Annotated in this window: 12 protein-coding genes; 8 read left to right on the forward strand and 4 right to left on the reverse strand. The window is 71.0% G+C overall.

Annotated features, from left to right (window positions below; genetic code table 11):
• Positions 1–92: 92 nt before the first annotated feature.
• Together CES90_RS05000 and CES90_RS05005 are read right to left on the reverse strand one after the other, a co-directional pair.
• Entirely contained in the window at positions 93–3,017 is a 2,925-nt protein-coding gene (locus CES90_RS05000) for a tetratricopeptide repeat protein (protein ID WP_189782665.1), read from the reverse strand.
• A gap of 44 nt (positions 3,018–3,061) precedes the next feature.
• Positions 3,062–4,930 carry an HSP90 family protein gene (locus CES90_RS05005; protein ID WP_189782534.1) on the reverse strand — a complete coding sequence of 623 codons (1,869 nt, stop codon included), beginning with the start codon at positions 4,928–4,930 and terminating at the stop codon, positions 3,062–3,064.
• 195 nt (positions 4,931–5,125) lie between these two features.
• Here CES90_RS05005 and CES90_RS05010 point away from each other — a divergent pair, with 195 nt between their 5' ends.
• The 8 genes from CES90_RS05010 to mutM all read left to right on the forward strand — a co-directional run bounded on the left by CES90_RS05010 (position 5,126) and on the right by mutM (position 13,534).
• Positions 5,126–8,338: a helicase-related protein gene (locus CES90_RS05010; RefSeq protein ID WP_189782535.1), complete on the forward strand. Its 3,213-nt coding sequence runs from the start codon at positions 5,126–5,128 to the stop codon at positions 8,336–8,338.
• Between the two features lie 165 nt (positions 8,339–8,503).
• Complete coding sequence (rsmD, locus tag CES90_RS05015; RefSeq protein WP_189782536.1) at positions 8,504–9,088, forward strand: 16S rRNA (guanine(966)-N(2))-methyltransferase RsmD; 585 nt, start codon at positions 8,504–8,506, stop codon at positions 9,086–9,088.
• Between the two features lie 29 nt (positions 9,089–9,117).
• Entirely contained in the window at positions 9,118–9,597 is a 480-nt protein-coding gene (coaD, locus tag CES90_RS05020) for a pantetheine-phosphate adenylyltransferase (protein ID WP_216372959.1), read from the forward strand.
• 89 nt (positions 9,598–9,686) lie between these two features.
• A complete protein-coding gene (locus CES90_RS05025) occupies positions 9,687–10,745 on the forward strand; it encodes an ATP synthase subunit B family protein (RefSeq protein ID WP_189782666.1) in 1,059 nt (352 codons plus the stop codon).
• 126 nt (positions 10,746–10,871) lie between these two features.
• Complete coding sequence (locus CES90_RS05030) at positions 10,872–11,516, forward strand: YceD family protein (RefSeq protein ID WP_189782537.1); 645 nt, start codon at positions 10,872–10,874, stop codon at positions 11,514–11,516.
• A 2-nt stretch (positions 11,517–11,518) separates the two neighbouring features.
• Positions 11,519–11,692, forward strand: coding sequence for a 50S ribosomal protein L32 (gene rpmF / locus CES90_RS05035; protein WP_003951102.1), 174 nt, complete (start codon positions 11,519–11,521; stop codon positions 11,690–11,692).
• Between the two features lie 19 nt (positions 11,693–11,711).
• Positions 11,712–12,536, forward strand: coding sequence for a ribonuclease III (gene rnc, locus CES90_RS05040; protein ID WP_189782538.1), 825 nt, complete (start codon positions 11,712–11,714; stop codon positions 12,534–12,536).
• A gap of 137 nt (positions 12,537–12,673) precedes the next feature.
• Positions 12,674–13,534, forward strand: a complete 861-nt coding sequence (gene mutM, locus CES90_RS05045) for a bifunctional DNA-formamidopyrimidine glycosylase/DNA-(apurinic or apyrimidinic site) lyase (protein ID WP_189782539.1) — start codon at positions 12,674–12,676, stop codon at positions 13,532–13,534.
• Here the strand turns inward: mutM and CES90_RS05050 are convergent.
• A complete protein-coding gene (locus CES90_RS05050) occupies positions 13,507–13,947 on the reverse strand; it encodes a winged helix-turn-helix transcriptional regulator (protein WP_229913761.1) in 441 nt (146 codons plus the stop codon). The genes mutM and CES90_RS05050 overlap by 28 nt on opposite strands.
• A 367-nt stretch (positions 13,948–14,314) precedes the next feature.
• Positions 14,315–15,268 (reverse strand): CAP domain-containing protein, encoded by a 954-nt coding sequence (locus CES90_RS05055; RefSeq protein ID WP_189782540.1) that lies wholly within the window; start codon positions 15,266–15,268, stop codon positions 14,315–14,317.
• Positions 15,269–15,320: the final 52 nt, after the last annotated feature.

Here is a 15,320-nt window from a genome sequence, read left to right on the forward strand (position 1 = left end):
TGCTCGCGCAGTTCCCCGCGCCCCCTGAAAACCAGGGTGCACCCCGTGCTTTTGAGGAGCGCGGGGAACTGCGCGAGCAACCCCCGCACAGCTCAGCTCTCCCCCCGCCCCTCCACCACCTCGAGCATCCTCGATGCCTCCGCCCGCCGAGCCACCGCCACCTCGTCGTCCCGCCCGGCAACCGCGGACAACACCCCACGCGCGCGTGCCCCCGCCGCATCGCCCAGCCCCAGATCCGCCTCCAACCATCCCGCCGCGAGCTCAGCCCCACCACGGGCATCGACAAAGTCCGCCCCGAGCGAGCCGTACACCGACACCGCCCGCCCGACGAACTCCAGCGCCTCCTCGAACACCGGCCGGAACTCGGAGAGCTCCGCGTCCTCGGCCACCGACCGCGCGAGCAGATCCCCGAACTGCCGATACGTCTCACCGAGTTCGGCGACGATCCGCCGCCGGTTCTCCTCACCGGCCACGTCCGACAGGGCCGCCTCGCACCCCAGCACCGCGTCACCCATCAACTCCCGGGACGCGTCCAGCCCGGCCCCCTCCTGCGCCGCGTACCACGCCCGCGCGCGCAACGCCCGGACGTATCCGTGGACGTTGCCGAGCTCTCCCCAGAGGTCGCCCGCGCGCTCGTAGGCCCGGTCGGCGTCGGCGGGCAGCCCCGCGCGGGCGAGTGCCTCGGCGGCGAGATGGGCGAACATGGCGTGGTCGCGCTGCTCCGGCCAGTGCCGGGTGATGTCGGCGGCCCGCAGCCACCGCTCGGCGGCCTCCCGGTGCTCACCGAGCTCGGTGTGGCAGTCGCCGAGCCACCACAGGGTCTGCGCGACCGCCCCGTCGCCGTGCGTCTCGGCGGTGAGATCCGGCAGTGCCGACTCCAGTACCTCCGCGGCCTCCGCCCACCGCTCCTGCCGCAGCAGGAACCCGCCGAGCAGATGCCGGGCCCAGGAACCGAGCGTCCGGCTCTCACCAGCCTCGTCGGCCCAGTGCGCCGCCTCCAGGGCGTGCTCCGCGGCCGTCTCGACGCGGTCCCCGGCGCCGAGGACTTCGGCCAGTTGGGCGTTCAGCTGGGCGCGGCCCACCGGGTCCAGCTCCGCGCCGCCGTGCTCCAGCGCCGCGCGGGCCGCCCGCTCGGCCGTCTCCAGGTCCCCGACCTGCTGCGCGACGCCGGCCAGCCGCGCCTCGTACTGCACCGCGAACCAGGGCAGCCCGGCCGTCACATACCGCTCCGCGGCCTCCACGAACAGCTCGGCGGCCGCCTGGGCGTCCTCGCGGCGCGCGGCCAGCTCCCCGAGCAGCGCCCGCGCCTCCGCCGCCCGCGAGGCCAGCCGTACGTCGTCCGCGCGGTGCGGCTCGACGAACTCCGCCAGCTCCCGCACGGCCGCCTCGGCGGCGGCCACCGCGGCCGCGTCCGCCGTATCACCGGTGTCCTCCGTCTCGTGCATCCGCTGCACGAGGATGCGCGCCCGCCCGACCAGCACGGACGCTGTCTGCCGTACGCCGGTGCCGTCGGCCTCGTGGAGGGCGAGGACCTTCTCGTACGGCTCGGAGATCAGCTCCAGGGCCGTCTCGACGCGGCCGTTCAGGGCGTGGACCGTGGCTCCACGCGCGCGTGCCGCCAGTGCCTCGCCCGGGTCGCCGGCCTCCTCGTACAGCTCGGCCGCCTGTTCGAAGAGGGGGGCGCCCTCGGGGCCGAGGCCGATCGCCCGGTGATCGACGAGCTCCGCTTGGTCGTAGGCGGTCAGCTCGGCACCCCGGCCCCCGGCCTCCACGGCACGGGCCACGGCGGCCCATGCCGCGACGGAGTCGGGGTGCAGGGACTCGGCGAGCCGCCGCGCCTCGGCGAGCAGCCCGGCCAGGTCGCCGGGGCCCGGCGCGCTCCCCGCAGCCTCCGTCCGCTCGGCCGCGGCGGGCTGCCGGGGCGCCGGAACCGGTGCCGTACGCGTCGCACGCACCCCCAGCGGCAGCCGGTCCAGCAGCGGCTGCTGGTCCATGCGCTCCCGGGCGCCCGTACTGACGTACGCCGTGCCGTTGCGCTCGTCGAACAGCGCGGCCAGGGAAAGGGCCTCCTCGCGCGCGTGGGAGGCCAGTTCGCGGGCGGTCCAGGTACGGCCGGCCGGGCCCGGGACCGTTTGATCGCCGAACCCACGGGCGACCAGGCGGTCCATGAGCAGGGCCACCGCACTCATGAAGTCCAGCTTGCTGCGCGGGTCCCCGGAGTCCGTGAAGTACGCCGGACGCTCGGCCAGCAGCTCCAGGCCGCGTGCCTCGTTGCCGGACAGGGCGCAGAACTCCACATGGTCCGCGTACGCGCCCCGCATGCTCTCCATGGCCCGCACGAGCCGGAAGCCGCGCAGATGGTGGGCGCGGGCCTCGTCCACGCGGCCCAGGCGCAGCAGCGGCACCAGGGACGACGCCAGGACGGTGTGCGGCTCGTGGGCACACGCGTACCGGCCCTCCAGGACCGGCGCCCAAAGCTCCAGGGCCTCGGCGTCCTGGCGCAGCCGCGCCCGCCACCAGCCCTGGCCGTGCAGCTCGCACGCGTGGCAGTCGGCCATGCTGTCCCGGTCGGCGGCGAGCCACGCCTCGTACGCCCGCTCGGCCCGCGCCAGATCCCCGATGTGCGCCGCCACGCTGAACTCGGCGCCGCGCACCGCCCGTTCGGAGTGCCCGGCGAGCCGGTAGCGGTGCTCCATCTCGCCCAGCCACTTCTCGATCGCGGCGAGCGGGATGTGCGGCTGGTTGAGCATGCCGGCCGACATCCACTTGAAGACCCAGTGCAGGGAGTGGATCTCGTACTCGTCGAAGTCCTCGGGGCGCTCGTCCCACATGCGCAGCAGACGCGCGAAGGGGACGAACATCTTGTCCTTCTCGGAGCTGTAGTTGTAGACCTTCAGCTGGTGCCCGAGTGCCTCGATCACGGCGAGCGGGATGTTCAGCTTCTCCGCCTCCGCGAGCAACTGTTCCGCGCGTGCGTTACGGGCGGGTCCTTCCGGCTGCTCGTAGTTCTCCGCCATGGCCCGGCGCAGCTCGTCGAAGGCCGTGTCCTCGATGAACTCACTCACTTGCGGCCGTCCTCCCCGGTCTCGCTGTGCGTGGCCCACTCCAGCAGGCCGATGAACGCCCGGTTCAGCAGCGCCGAATCGGCGGGCCTGAGTGGGCGTTGCGCCATCAGCAGGGCCTGCCCGTAGAGGGACTCGGTGGCGGTGCCGATCAGTTCCGGGTCGTTCAGGGAGCTGATCCGCCGGATCAACGGGTTGAGATGGTTGAGCACCAACCGCGCGCGGGGGGCACTGCCCCGCAGGGAGCCGAGGATGCCCGCCCACAGGTCGTCGGCCTGCTCCTCCGCCTCCGCGCGCGCCTGCTCGTGCCGGGAGGACCGGTCGTCCAGGTGCAGCGCGGGCACGGACAGTGGGTGGAAGGCCCGCAGCACGACATCGCACCCCAGGGGGTCGAGTTTGGCCCGCGCGGCCGACAGGAAGCCCGTCAGCGCCAGCTCCTCGTCCGCGTCCAGCGTGTCCAGATGCGCGGTCACCGTGTCGGCGTCCAGCTCGGCGACCACCGTCCCCGGCCGCACCGACGGCAGCGCTTCGACCAACTCGCTGTCGTACGTGTAGCCGCCGTTGACGACCCCGACGCCCTGCGCGGAGGCGATCGGCGCGACCTGGCGGTACTCCTCGACCGTCCGCGTGAAGTGCACCACCGGGTGCCGCTGCGCGAACTCCTCCAGGGACAGCCGCCCGTCGGTCGTCTCGAAGGGCAGCCACGGCAGCATCGTGCGCAGCATCTCCTTGTCGTGCCGCGCCAGGGACTTGACCCCCAGGTAGTGCACCGACAGGAAGGCCGCCAGCCGCTCCGGATCACCGGCGGCGAGCCCGGTCAGCCAGCCGCGAATCCTGTCGCCCAGCGCCTCCCGTACGGCCGCCAGGGTCTCGTCCTCGTACAGCGACTCCCGCGACGCCGTGGGCCGCAGGCTGTCCGTGTCGAGGACGCAGCGCACGAAGAACGCCCAGTCCGGCAGCAGCTGTTCGGCCCGCTCGGTGAGCAGCATGCCCTTCAGATGCACCCGATGGCTCGCCCGCTGAGCCGGGCTGACGGCCGACGGCAGGACGTACGCCACACCCCGGATCCCGGCCAGCGGCACGTCCAGCTCGATCGCGTCCAGCGGAGTGAACCCGAACAGGTCGTGACAGTGCCGCGCGAGGGCCACCCTGCGGGTGGCGGGGGAGGGGTACGCACGGTCCCAGGGCGCGGGCAGATCGGTGACCGCCTCGTCGCCCACCCGGACGTCGTACGGCAGCAGCGACCCGAAGTCCCGGGCCAGCGACAGCACGCGCGCGTGGGAGAGCCATTCGGCGGCGCCGGGCCGCGCGATCAGGTGCACCGTCGTACCGGGCTCGGGGTGCGCCTCGTCGGGCAGCGTCCGCACGGTGTACGACCCGTCGTCGGTCGCCGTCCACTCCACGGGCGGCGCCCCGGGCGTACGGGCGCTGCGGCTGACCACCCGGATGCGTTCGGCGACCACGAAGCACGCCAGCAGCCCGATGCCGAACTGCCCCAGGAAGTCCGAGCGGACCTCCCGGAGCCCGTCGGCGATCCCGTCGGCCCGCTTGGAACTGCGGCCGATCGTGGCCAGCAGATCGTGCACATCGGACTCGGTGAGCCCCACGCCGGAGTCCTCCACCCGCAGCGCGCCGCCCTCGGCGAACAGCCGCACCCGGGCGGGCGCGTCGGGCTGCTCGGCACGCCGCGCGGTGATCGCGTCCACGGCGTTCTGCAGCAACTCCCGCAGGTAGACCTTCGGACTGGAATAGAGGTGGTGCGAGAGGAGATCCACCAGGCCACGCAGATCGACCTGGAACGTATGAGGCGAGTGGGATGAGTGAGGTGTCCGGGGTGCCTGGGATGACTGTGAGGTCATTGAATCCATCGTCGCAGCGCCGGTGGGTGGGATTCTGGCGACGGCGGCGGGGTCGGGCGGTCCCGCGAGACGGTGACCGCGGACGGGAGGCGGTACGGACCCTGCCACTGCTGGGCCCGGGAGTGCGCCATCCTAGGCCCGAACGACCCGTCTGACCAGCAGATTTCAAGGACGTATACGGGATTGTCAGTGGGTTGGTGTGCAATGGATCCCGTGCCCGCGCTCGAAGAACTGCTCAAGAACACGCTCGGCGCCGCCACCGCGAAGGTGATGGCCGAGCACCTCGGCCTGCACACCGTCGGCGACCTGCTCCACCACTACCCGCGCAGATACGAGGAGCGCGGCCAGCTCACCCACCTCGCCGACCTGCCCATGGACGAGCACGTCACCGTGGTCGCCCAGGTCGCCGACGCCCGACTGCACACCTTCGCCTCCGCCAAGGCGCCCCGCGGCAAGGGCCAGCGCCTCGAAGTGACCATCACCGACGGCAGCGGCCGCCTCCAGCTCGTCTTCTTCGGCAACGGCGTGCACAAACCCCACAAGGAGCTCCTCCCCGGCACCCGCGCCCTGTTCGCCGGCAAGGTCTCCGTCTTCAACCGCCGCCTCCAACTGGCGCACCCGGCCTACGAACTCCTGCGCGGCGACGACGTCTCCGAGACCGTCGACACCTGGGCCGGCGCCCTCATCCCGATCTACCCGGCCACCGCCAAGCTGGAGTCCTGGAAGATCGCCAAGGCGGTCCAGACAGTGCTCCCGAGCGCCCAGGAAGCCGTGGACCCCCTGCCCGACTCGCTCCGCGCGGGCCGCGGCCTGGTCCCCCTCCCCGAAGCCCTCCTGAAGATCCACCGTCCCCACACCAAGGCGGACATCGACTCCGCCCGCGACCGCCTCAAGTGGGACGAGGCCTTCGTCCTCCAGGTGGCCCTCGCCCGCCGCCGCCACGCCGACGCCCAACTCCCCGCCGCGGTTCGCAAACCCACCCCCGACGGCCTCCTCACCGCCTTCGACGCCCGCCTCCCCTTCACCCTCACCGAGGGCCAGCGCAAGGTCTCCAAGGAGATCTTCGACGACCTGGCCACCGAGCATCCGATGCACCGCCTGCTTCAGGGAGAGGTCGGCTCGGGCAAGGCCCAGCCTCTCGACTCGCTGGTGCTCACTCCCGCCGGTTTCCGCCGGATGGGGGACTTGAGCGTGGGGGACGAGGTTGTCGTGCCCGACGGGGAGATCGCGCTGATCGACGGCGTCTTCCCACAAGGAGAGCGCGATGTCTGGCGGCTGGTGCTGTCCGACGGCAGCTCTGTCGAGTGCGACGACGAGCATCTCTGGATCGTCGGTACGGGCTGCGGGGGGCACCGAGGGCAGGAACCCAAGGTCATGACCGCTCGGGAGATCCGTCTCGACACCTTCAAGGCAAACGGATCCTCGAAGTGGTACATCCCGGCCGCAACCCCCGTCGACCTCGGAGACGATTCAGGACTGCCGTTGGATCCCTACCTGTTCGGCCTCCTCCTGGGGGACGGCTCGTTCCGCCACAACCTGCGCTTCTCCACGATCGACGAGGAGATTCGAGATGCCGTGGCAGCCGCGGTCGCGCCGGAATGCCGACTGGTGCCGGTAAAGGGCTCCGGCTGCGACTACACGATCCAGCTGACGGAACGTGCCGGCGGCGTCCGCAATCCCGTGATCCAGACGCTGCGCGACCTGAACCTGTGGGGTCTCACGTCACCTGGGAAGTTCGTGCCGGACGACTTCAAGAACACGTCGGTCAAGAACCGTCTGGCCCTGCTGCAAGGCCTTCTGGACACGGATGGCACCGTCCAGGCGGACGGTCTGAACATCTCGCTCTGTTCGGTCTCGCGCAGGCTGGCGGACGACGTCGCCTGGCTCGTGCGATCGCTGGGTGGCCGTGCACGGGTTCTGCCGAAGCGCGCCGCATTCAATGTCTCGGTCGCCCTGCCCGAGGAACACGCGCCGTTCCGGCTGACCCGCAAGGCCGACCGCGTACGGGCTCGGCCGAACACGTTTCGACGTGGAATCCGGGCCGTCGAGCATGTGGGCCGCAAGCCGGTCCAGTGCATCAGCGTCGCCCACCCGAGCCATGCCTACGTCACCGACAACTTCACGGTCACCCACAACACCATGGTGGCCCTCCGAGCCATGCTCGCCGTCGTCGACGCGGGCGGGCAGGCCGCGATGCTCGCGCCCACCGAGGTGCTCGCCCAGCAGCACCACCGGTCGGTCACCGAGATGATGGGCGAGCTGGCCGAGGGGGGGATGCTGGGCGGGGCCGAGCACGCCACCAAGGTGGTGCTGCTCACCGGTTCGATGGGCGCCGCGGCCCGCAGGCAGGCCCTGCTGGACCTGGTCACCGGCGAGGCGGGCATCGTCATCGGCACCCACGCGCTGATCGAGGACAAGGTGCAGTTCCACGACCTGGGCCTGGTCGTCGTGGACGAACAGCACCGCTTCGGCGTGGAACAGCGCGACGCGCTGCGCGGCAAGGGCAAGCAGCCGCCCCACCTCCTCGTCATGACGGCCACCCCCATTCCGCGCACGGTCGCCATGACCGTCTTCGGCGACCTGGAGACCTCGGTCCTCGACCAACTCCCCGCCGGCCGCTCACCCATCGCCAGCCATGTCGTACCGGCCGCCGACAAACCCCACTTCCTCGCCCGCGCCTGGGAGCGGATCCGCGAGGAGGTCGAGAACGGCCACCAGGCGTACGTGGTCTGCCCCCGCATCGGCGATGAGGAGGACGACCCGAAGAAGGCCAAGAAGTCCCCCGAGGACGAGGCCGAGAAGCGCCCACCCCTCGCGGTCCTCGATGTCGCCGACCACCTTGCCAAGGGCCCGCTCAACGGCATCGAGGTCGAGGTCCTGCACGGCCGTATGCACCCCGACGACAAGGACGCCGTGATGCGCCGCTTCGCCGCCGGCGAGACGCACGTCCTGGTCGCCACCACGGTCATCGAGGTCGGCGTCAACGTTCCGAACGCCACGGCGATGGTCATCATGGACGCCGACCGCTTCGGCGTCTCCCAGCTCCACCAGCTCCGCGGCCGGGTGGGCCGAGGCTCGGCAGCGGGCCTGTGTCTCCTGGTTACCGAGATGGCCGAGGCCAGCGCGGCCCGCCAACGCCTCAACGCCGTCGCAGCCACCCTCGACGGCTTCGAACTCTCCCGCATCGACCTGGAACAACGCCGAGAAGGCGACGTACTCGGCCAGGCCCAGTCCGGCGCCCGCACCAGCCTCCGGATGCTGGCCGTCATCGAGGACGAGGAGATCATCGCGGAGGCGAGGGAGGAGGCGGCGGCGGTAGTGGCCGAAGACCCGGACCTACAGCACCTCCCCGGCCTGCGCACGGCCCTGGACGCCCTGTTGGACGAGGAGAGGGAACAGTACTTGGACAAGGGTTGAGGACCAGCGCGCCCCAGGAGGTGCGGGGCTGTGTCGACATGCGGCTTCGCCAGGTGGGCGCGACAAGCCACGATGGACCCGAAGTGGCCGACGGCGACCAGGCACCCACCTCCTCCCGCCTGCCAAACTGAACCGTAAAGCCGCCCACGAAGAAGGACTCCCCCAATGACCCGCGTGATCGCCGGCGCCGCCGGCGGACGGCGCCTCTCCGTGCCGCCCGGCACCGGAACCCGGCCCACCTCCGACCGCGCACGCGAGGGCCTCTTCTCCACCTGGGAATCCCTCCTCGGCGGCCCCCTGGACGGCGAACGGGTCCTCGACCTCTACGCCGGCTCCGGCGCCGTAGGCCTGGAGGCCCTCTCCCGAGGCGCCGCCCACGCCCTCCTCGTCGAGGCCGACGCGAGAGCGGCCCGCACGGTCCGCGACAACGTCAGATCGCTCGGCCTTCCCGGAGCCGAGGTCAGGTCGGGCAAAGCGGAGCAGATCGTTCATGGCCCGGCCCCGGAGACGCCGTACGACCTCGTCTTCCTGGACCCCCCGTACGCCGTCTCGGATGACGATCTTCTAGAGATTCTCCTCACACTCCGTACGGGGGGCTGGCTCGGCGAGGAAGCCCTCGTCACCGTGGAGCGCAGCACCAGAGGCGGCGAATTCCGCTGGCCGACCGGTTTCGAAGCGATCAGGTCCCGTCGCTACGGCGAGGGAACGTTTTGGTACGGTCGCGCCGCCTCCACGTGCGAAGACGCATGATGACCGGACCGAAGAGCGAGGGATCCCAAGTGCGCCGAGCCGTCTGTCCGGGGTCGTTCGACCCCATCACCAACGGACACCTCGACATCATTGGCCGCGCCTCCAAGCTGTACGACGAGGTCTACGTCGCCGTGATGATCAACAAGTCCAAGAAGGGCCTGTTCGAGGTCGAGGAGCGGATCGAGCTGATCCGCGAGGTCACCGCCGACTACGAGAACGTACGGGTCGAGGCCTTCCACGGCCTCCTCGTCGACTTCTGCAAGCAGCGCGACATCCCGGCCATCGTCAAGGGCCTGCGCGCGGTCAGCGACTTCGACTACGAGCTGCAGATGGCCCAGATGAACAACGGCCTCTCCGGCGTGGAGACCCTCTTCGTCCCCACCAACCCCACCTACAGCTTCCTGTCCTCCTCCCTGGTCAAGGAGGTCGCGACCTGGGGCGGCGACGTCTCCCACCTGGTGCCCCCGCTGGTCCTCCAGGCGCTGAACGAGCGTCTGAAGCAGGACTGAGGGGACGGCGGTCGTCCACTGGCCGTACAGTCGACCCGACCGTCTCCAACACAGCTGTAGAGAGTGGCGAGCACACGGTGGACCACACGGTGGACGTGCAGAAGAAGCTCGACGAGATCGTCTCGGTCGTCTCCGGCGCCCGGGCCATGCCCATGTCGGCCTCGTGCGTGGTCAACCGCGCCCAACTGCTCTCGCTGCTCGAAGAGGTGCGCGCGGCGCTGCCCGACTCCCTCGCCCAGGCGCAGGAGCTGATCGGCGACCGCGAGCACATGGTGGAGCGGGCCCGGATGGAGGCCGAGCGGATCATCGAGACCGCGCACGCCGAGCGCGGCTCCCTGATCTCCGACACCGAGGTCGCCCGCCGCTCCCAGAACGAGGCCGACCGCATCCTCGCCGAGGCCCGCCAGGAAGCCGAAGAGGTCCGCGCCGAGGCCGACGACTACGTCGACTCCAAGCTCGCCAACTTCGAGGTCGTCCTCACCAAGACCCTCGGCTCCGTCGGCCGCGGCCGCGAGAAGCTCCTCGGCACCGGCCCCGGCGTCGACGAACAGGGCTACGAGGACGAGGACGCTCCGGAGCGCAGCCACGACCCCGAGACCCTGCGCCGCGACGCGGACGCGTACGTGGACGCCAAGCTCGGTGCCTTCGAGGCCGTCCTCGCCAAGACTTTGGAGGCCGTCGGCCGCGGCCGGCAGAAGCTCCACGGCCGGATCGCCACCGACGACCTCGGCGCCCTCGCCCTGAACGACGACGGCACCTCCCCCCGGCCCACCAGCGACGCCGACTACCTGGCCGAGCTCGCCGCGCTCACCGACACCCCCGCCCAGCAGCCCTCCGCGGTGCCGGGGCAGTCGTCGTACGGTCAGCAGCAGGACGCGTACCGGGCGACGGCGTACCAGCAGGATCCGTACGGCGGCTACCAGCAGCAGTACGCCCAGCCCCAGCAGGCGGCCGACCCCTACGGCTACCAGCAGGCCGACCCGTACGCGGCCGGCTACCCGCAGCAGCCGTCGTACGACCCGAACCAGGAACAGCAGGGGCATCAGGGGTACGCACAGCCCCCGGCCAATGCCCTCGACGAGACCAGCCTCTTCGACACCACCATGATCACCGCGGAGCAGCTGCGCCGCTACGAGCAGGGCCGCTGACAGCGGATTGGGCCGAGAGCGAAAGGTCCAGTATCCTGGCTCTTCGGTCGCGCGTACGTCCGCGATCAACGCTGCCCGGGAAGCATCGAAGGGCGGCATCCCAGAGCTTCAAGATCGAAAGCAGGAATGGCCCTGAACGCCCGCCTCGACCACCGCAACCCTCTCGTGTTCGACACACACGAGCTGGGGCGGCGTCCTGGCGCGCTGCAGCGCCTGACCCGTGAGATCGACGCTCCCAAGGACCTCGGGATCCAGGGAGTGATCGGAGTGCCGGAAGGCGCGCCGGTGGGGCTCGAACTCCGCCTGGAGTCGGTCATGGAAGGTGTGCTCGTCACTGGCACCGCCCGTGCCAAGGCCGAGGGGGAGTGCGTAAGGTGTCTGGAGCCGCTTGAGCTGGAGCTCGACGCGGACTACCAGGAGATGTTCTCGTACCCTGACGCCGACGACCGGGGCCGCCCCAAGGCGGAGCCGGCCGACGACGCCGAGGAAGACGAGGACAGGCTCTTCATCGAGGACGGCCTGTTCGACCTCGAACCCGTGCTGCGTGACGCGGTGGTGCTCGCACTGCCGATGCAGCCGGTGTGCCAGGACGACTGCCCCGGCCTGTGCTCCCAGTGCGGAGCCCGGCTCGCGGACGACCCGGACCACCACCACGACGCCGTCGACATCCGTTGGGCGGCACTGCAGGGACTCGCCGGTTCACTCGAAGATGGCGAGAAGGACGAGATGAGCGGCGCCGAAGCTGGCGTCGACGAGAAGCAGGAGAAGTAGCCGTGGCTGTTCCGAAGCGGAAGATGTCGCGCAGCAACACGCGCCACCGCCGGTCGCAGTGGAAGGCTGCGGTCCCCACCCTGGTTGCGTGCGAGCGCTGCCACGAGCCCAAGCAGCAGCACATCGCGTGCCCGTCTTGCGGCACCTACAACAAGCGCCAGGTCCTCGAGGTCTGAGCGGCTGGTGAGAGGCTTTATGTCTGACGCCAAGGCGGAAATCAGCGCCAAGAAAAAGGCGGACAACACGGCCTCGTCCCACACGCTTCTGGAAGGGCGGCTCGGCTACCAGCTCGAGTCCGCCCTTCTGGTGCGCGCGCTGACCCACCGTTCCTACGCGTACGAGAACGGCGGCCTGCCCACCAACGAGCGCCTGGAGTTCCTCGGTGACTCCGTACTCGGCCTCGTGGTCACGGACACGCTGTACCGCACCCACCCCGACCTGCCCGAAGGCCAGCTGGCCAAGCTGCGGGCCGCGGTGGTCAACTCTCGTGCGCTGGCGGAGGTGGGCCGTGGGCTCGACCTGGGCTCCTTCATCCGGCTCGGCCGCGGTGAAGAGGGCACAGGCGGCCGGGACAAGGCGTCCATCCTCGCCGACACCCTCGAAGCGGTGATCGGTGCGGTCTATCTCGACCAGGGCCTGGACTCGGCGGCGGAGCTGGTGCACCGCCTGTTCGACCCGCTGATCGAGAAGTCCTCGAACCTCGGAGCCGGCCTGGACTGGAAGACCAGCCTCCAGGAGCTCACCGCGACCGAGGGGCTCGGCGTGCCCGAGTACCTGGTCACGGAGACCGGCCCCGACCACGAGAAGACCTTCACCGCTGCCGCCCGCGTCGGAGGCGTCTCGTACGGCACCGGCACGGGCCGCAGCAAGAAGGAAGCGGAGCAGCAGGCGGCCGAGTCCGCCTGGCGCGCGATCCGCTCCGCGGCGGACGAGCGTGCGAAGGCGGCGGCTGCGGCCGCCGCGGCCGCCGCCGAGGCCGAGTCCACCGCCGACGCGCCTTCGGACACCGCGTCGGCCTGACCCCGAACGGGACCCCCTGAGCGCCTCCAGCTCGGGGGGTCGGGGTTGTTGGGTGGGTGCGGGTTGTGTGTTGTCGCTCGCGCCCGCGCGGCGGAGCCGCACATCGACACAGCCCCGCGCCCCTGAAGAGGAGCCCCATGCCTGAGCTTCCCGAGGTCGAAGTCGTACGGCGAGGGCTGGAGCGGTGGGTGGCCCGCCGGACGGTCGCCGATGTGGAGGTCCTGCACCCAAGGGCGATCAGGCGGCATCTCGCCGGGCCGGACGACTTCGCGCACCGGCTCAAGGGGTACCGGATCGGTGAGCCGAGTCGGCGTGGGAAGTATCTGTGGCTGCCCGTCGAGGACACCGGAATCGCGGTTCTCGCCCATCTCGGGATGAGCGGCCAGCTGCTCGTGCAGCCGCACGACGCGGTCGACGAGAAGCACCTCAGGATCCGCGTACGGTTCGCGGACGCCCTCGGTACCGAACTCCGCTTCGTCGACCAACGCACCTTCGGGGGACTGTCGTTGCACGACACGATCCCCGACGGCCTGCCGGACGTCATCGGCCACATCGCCCGAGACCCCCTCGACCCGCTGTTCGACGCCGAGGCCTTCCATCAGTCGCTGCGGCGCAAGCGTACGACCATCAAACGGGCCCTGCTCGACCAGTCGCTGATCAGCGGCGTCGGCAACATCTACGCGGACGAGGCGCTTTGGCGCGCACGAGTCCACTACGAGCGCCCGACCGCCGGTTTCACGCGCCCCCGCACCACCGAACTCCTGGGGCACATACGGGATGTGATGAACGCGGCCCTGGAGGTCGGCGGCACGAGCTTCGACAGCCTGTACGTCAACGTCAACGGCGAGTCGGGGTACTTCGACCGCTCACTCGACGCGTACGGGCGGGAGGGGCTGCCCTGCCGACGCTGTGCCACGCCGATGCGGCGGCGCCCCTGGATGAACCGGTCCAGCTATTACTGCCCGACGTGTCAGCGGGCGCCGCGCGTCTCGTCGTAGCGCTCGCGTGCCCGGAGCACATCCTCCATGCGGTCCTCCACACAGTGGATGAGGGACAGCAGGCGCTCGGCGACCTCGCGGCCGAGCGGGGTGAGCGTGTAGTCGACGCGGGGCGGGTTCGTGGGCTGGGCCTCGCGGTGGACCAGACCGTCGCGCTCCAGGGCGTGGAGGGTCTGGGAGAGCATCTTCTCGCTGACGCCGTCGACCCGTCGGCGCAGCTCGTTGAAGCGGAGCGTGCCCTCGTGCAGCGCGCAGAGCGTGAGACCGCCCCAGCGGCCGGTGACGTGCTCCAGGGTGCCTCGGGACGGGCAGTTCCTGGCGAACACGTCGAAGGGCAGGTCGTCGAGGTTCGCACCATCCGCGCACGCGGCGGCCTGCGCGGGCGTCACGGCGGTCTGCGCGGCTGATTCCATACGTCGAGGATACTCCGGCGCAGCGCTAACCAGAAGGTTGCACTAACTCGCGGTTAGCGCGCCGGGGTGTGCGCGCCTCGGCGGACGCGCCCCGCGGTACGCCCCTCTAGTGCCCCGACAGGCAACGTTCGCCCCGTCGCGACGCCCGGCACGCTCCCCCACTCTCGGCTTCTCCTTCACTCTCGGCTTCTCCCCCACTCTCGGCTTCGCTCGAGCGGGAGGGGCCCCCATGAGCGGGAGGGGCCCCACCGCCGCACCGGCCGAAAGCCCAAGTACATCCAGTCCGTCTACGGGGCCTTCCGGCCGGTACACCGAGAGCACGCACCGGACGCCGCTCCTTGACGGGCAAACGTTGCCTGCCAGGGCACTAGTAACCGAAGTCCTGCGTCCACCACGGCCCCCCGTCGGCCATGTGCACACCGACGCCGAGGGTCTTGAAGTCGCAGTTCAGGATGTTCGCACGGTGGCCGGGGCTGTTCATCCAGGCCTCCATGACCGCCTCGGCGGTGGCCTGGCCGCGGGCTATGTTCTCGCCGCCGAGGCCGGTGATCCCGAGGGCGGCCGCGCGGTCCCACGGGTCCAGGCCGTCGGGGTTCGTGTGGTCGAAGAAGGCCCGCAGGGCCATGTCCTCGCTGAACAGCTGAGCCAGCTTCGCCAGCGTGCTGTTCGCCGCGACCGGGTCGCAGCCCGCCTTGGCCCGCTCCTCGTTGACCAGCTGGAGGACCGCCGCCTCGGCCTGGGTCTCCGAGGAGATCTCCGCCGGGGAAGTCTTCTCCTTCTCCTTGGTGGGCTCGGGCTTCGGCTTCTGGGTCTTCTTCGAGCCGGAGCCCTTGTCTGCTTCTTCGGAGGGCGTCTTGGGCGGCGTGGGCGTCTTGGTGGACGGGCCGGCCGAAGGTGAGGCCTCGCGCTGGGAGTCGCGGCTGGTGGACTCGTCCTCGCGCTGCTCGGCGGCGCCGTCCGTGCCGCCCTGCTGGGCCGCCGCGCCCGTCGGCGAGCCGGCCGGAACCACCGTCTCGGGACTGGCGCCACCGCTGACCGTGTACTTGTCGCCGCCCGGCAGCACACCGGTCGCGACCGCGACGGTGCCGAGGGCCACGGCGGCGGACACACCGAGCAGGCCGGACTTCACGGGCGTGACGGCCTTCTTCTTACGGCGGCGTGAACCACCGGAACGCGACGCCGCCTGGGCGTCGGCCTCCAAGAACGCGGCGAACCCGTACAGGTTCTCCGGGCCGTAGTGCGGCTCCGGGCCCGTATCGGTGACTCCGGTGGCGCGGCCCGTGGCGGCGCGGCCGGCGGCGGAGCGTCGGTGGCGTCCCATTGTCTGGCCTTCCTCGTCCTTGCGCTGTCCTGCGGTCAACGTTGGGGGTGTT

It is taken from the genome of Streptomyces capitiformicae, from assembly GCF_002214185.1.
Lineage (GTDB): Bacteria > Actinomycetota > Actinomycetes > Streptomycetales > Streptomycetaceae > Streptomyces > Streptomyces capitiformicae.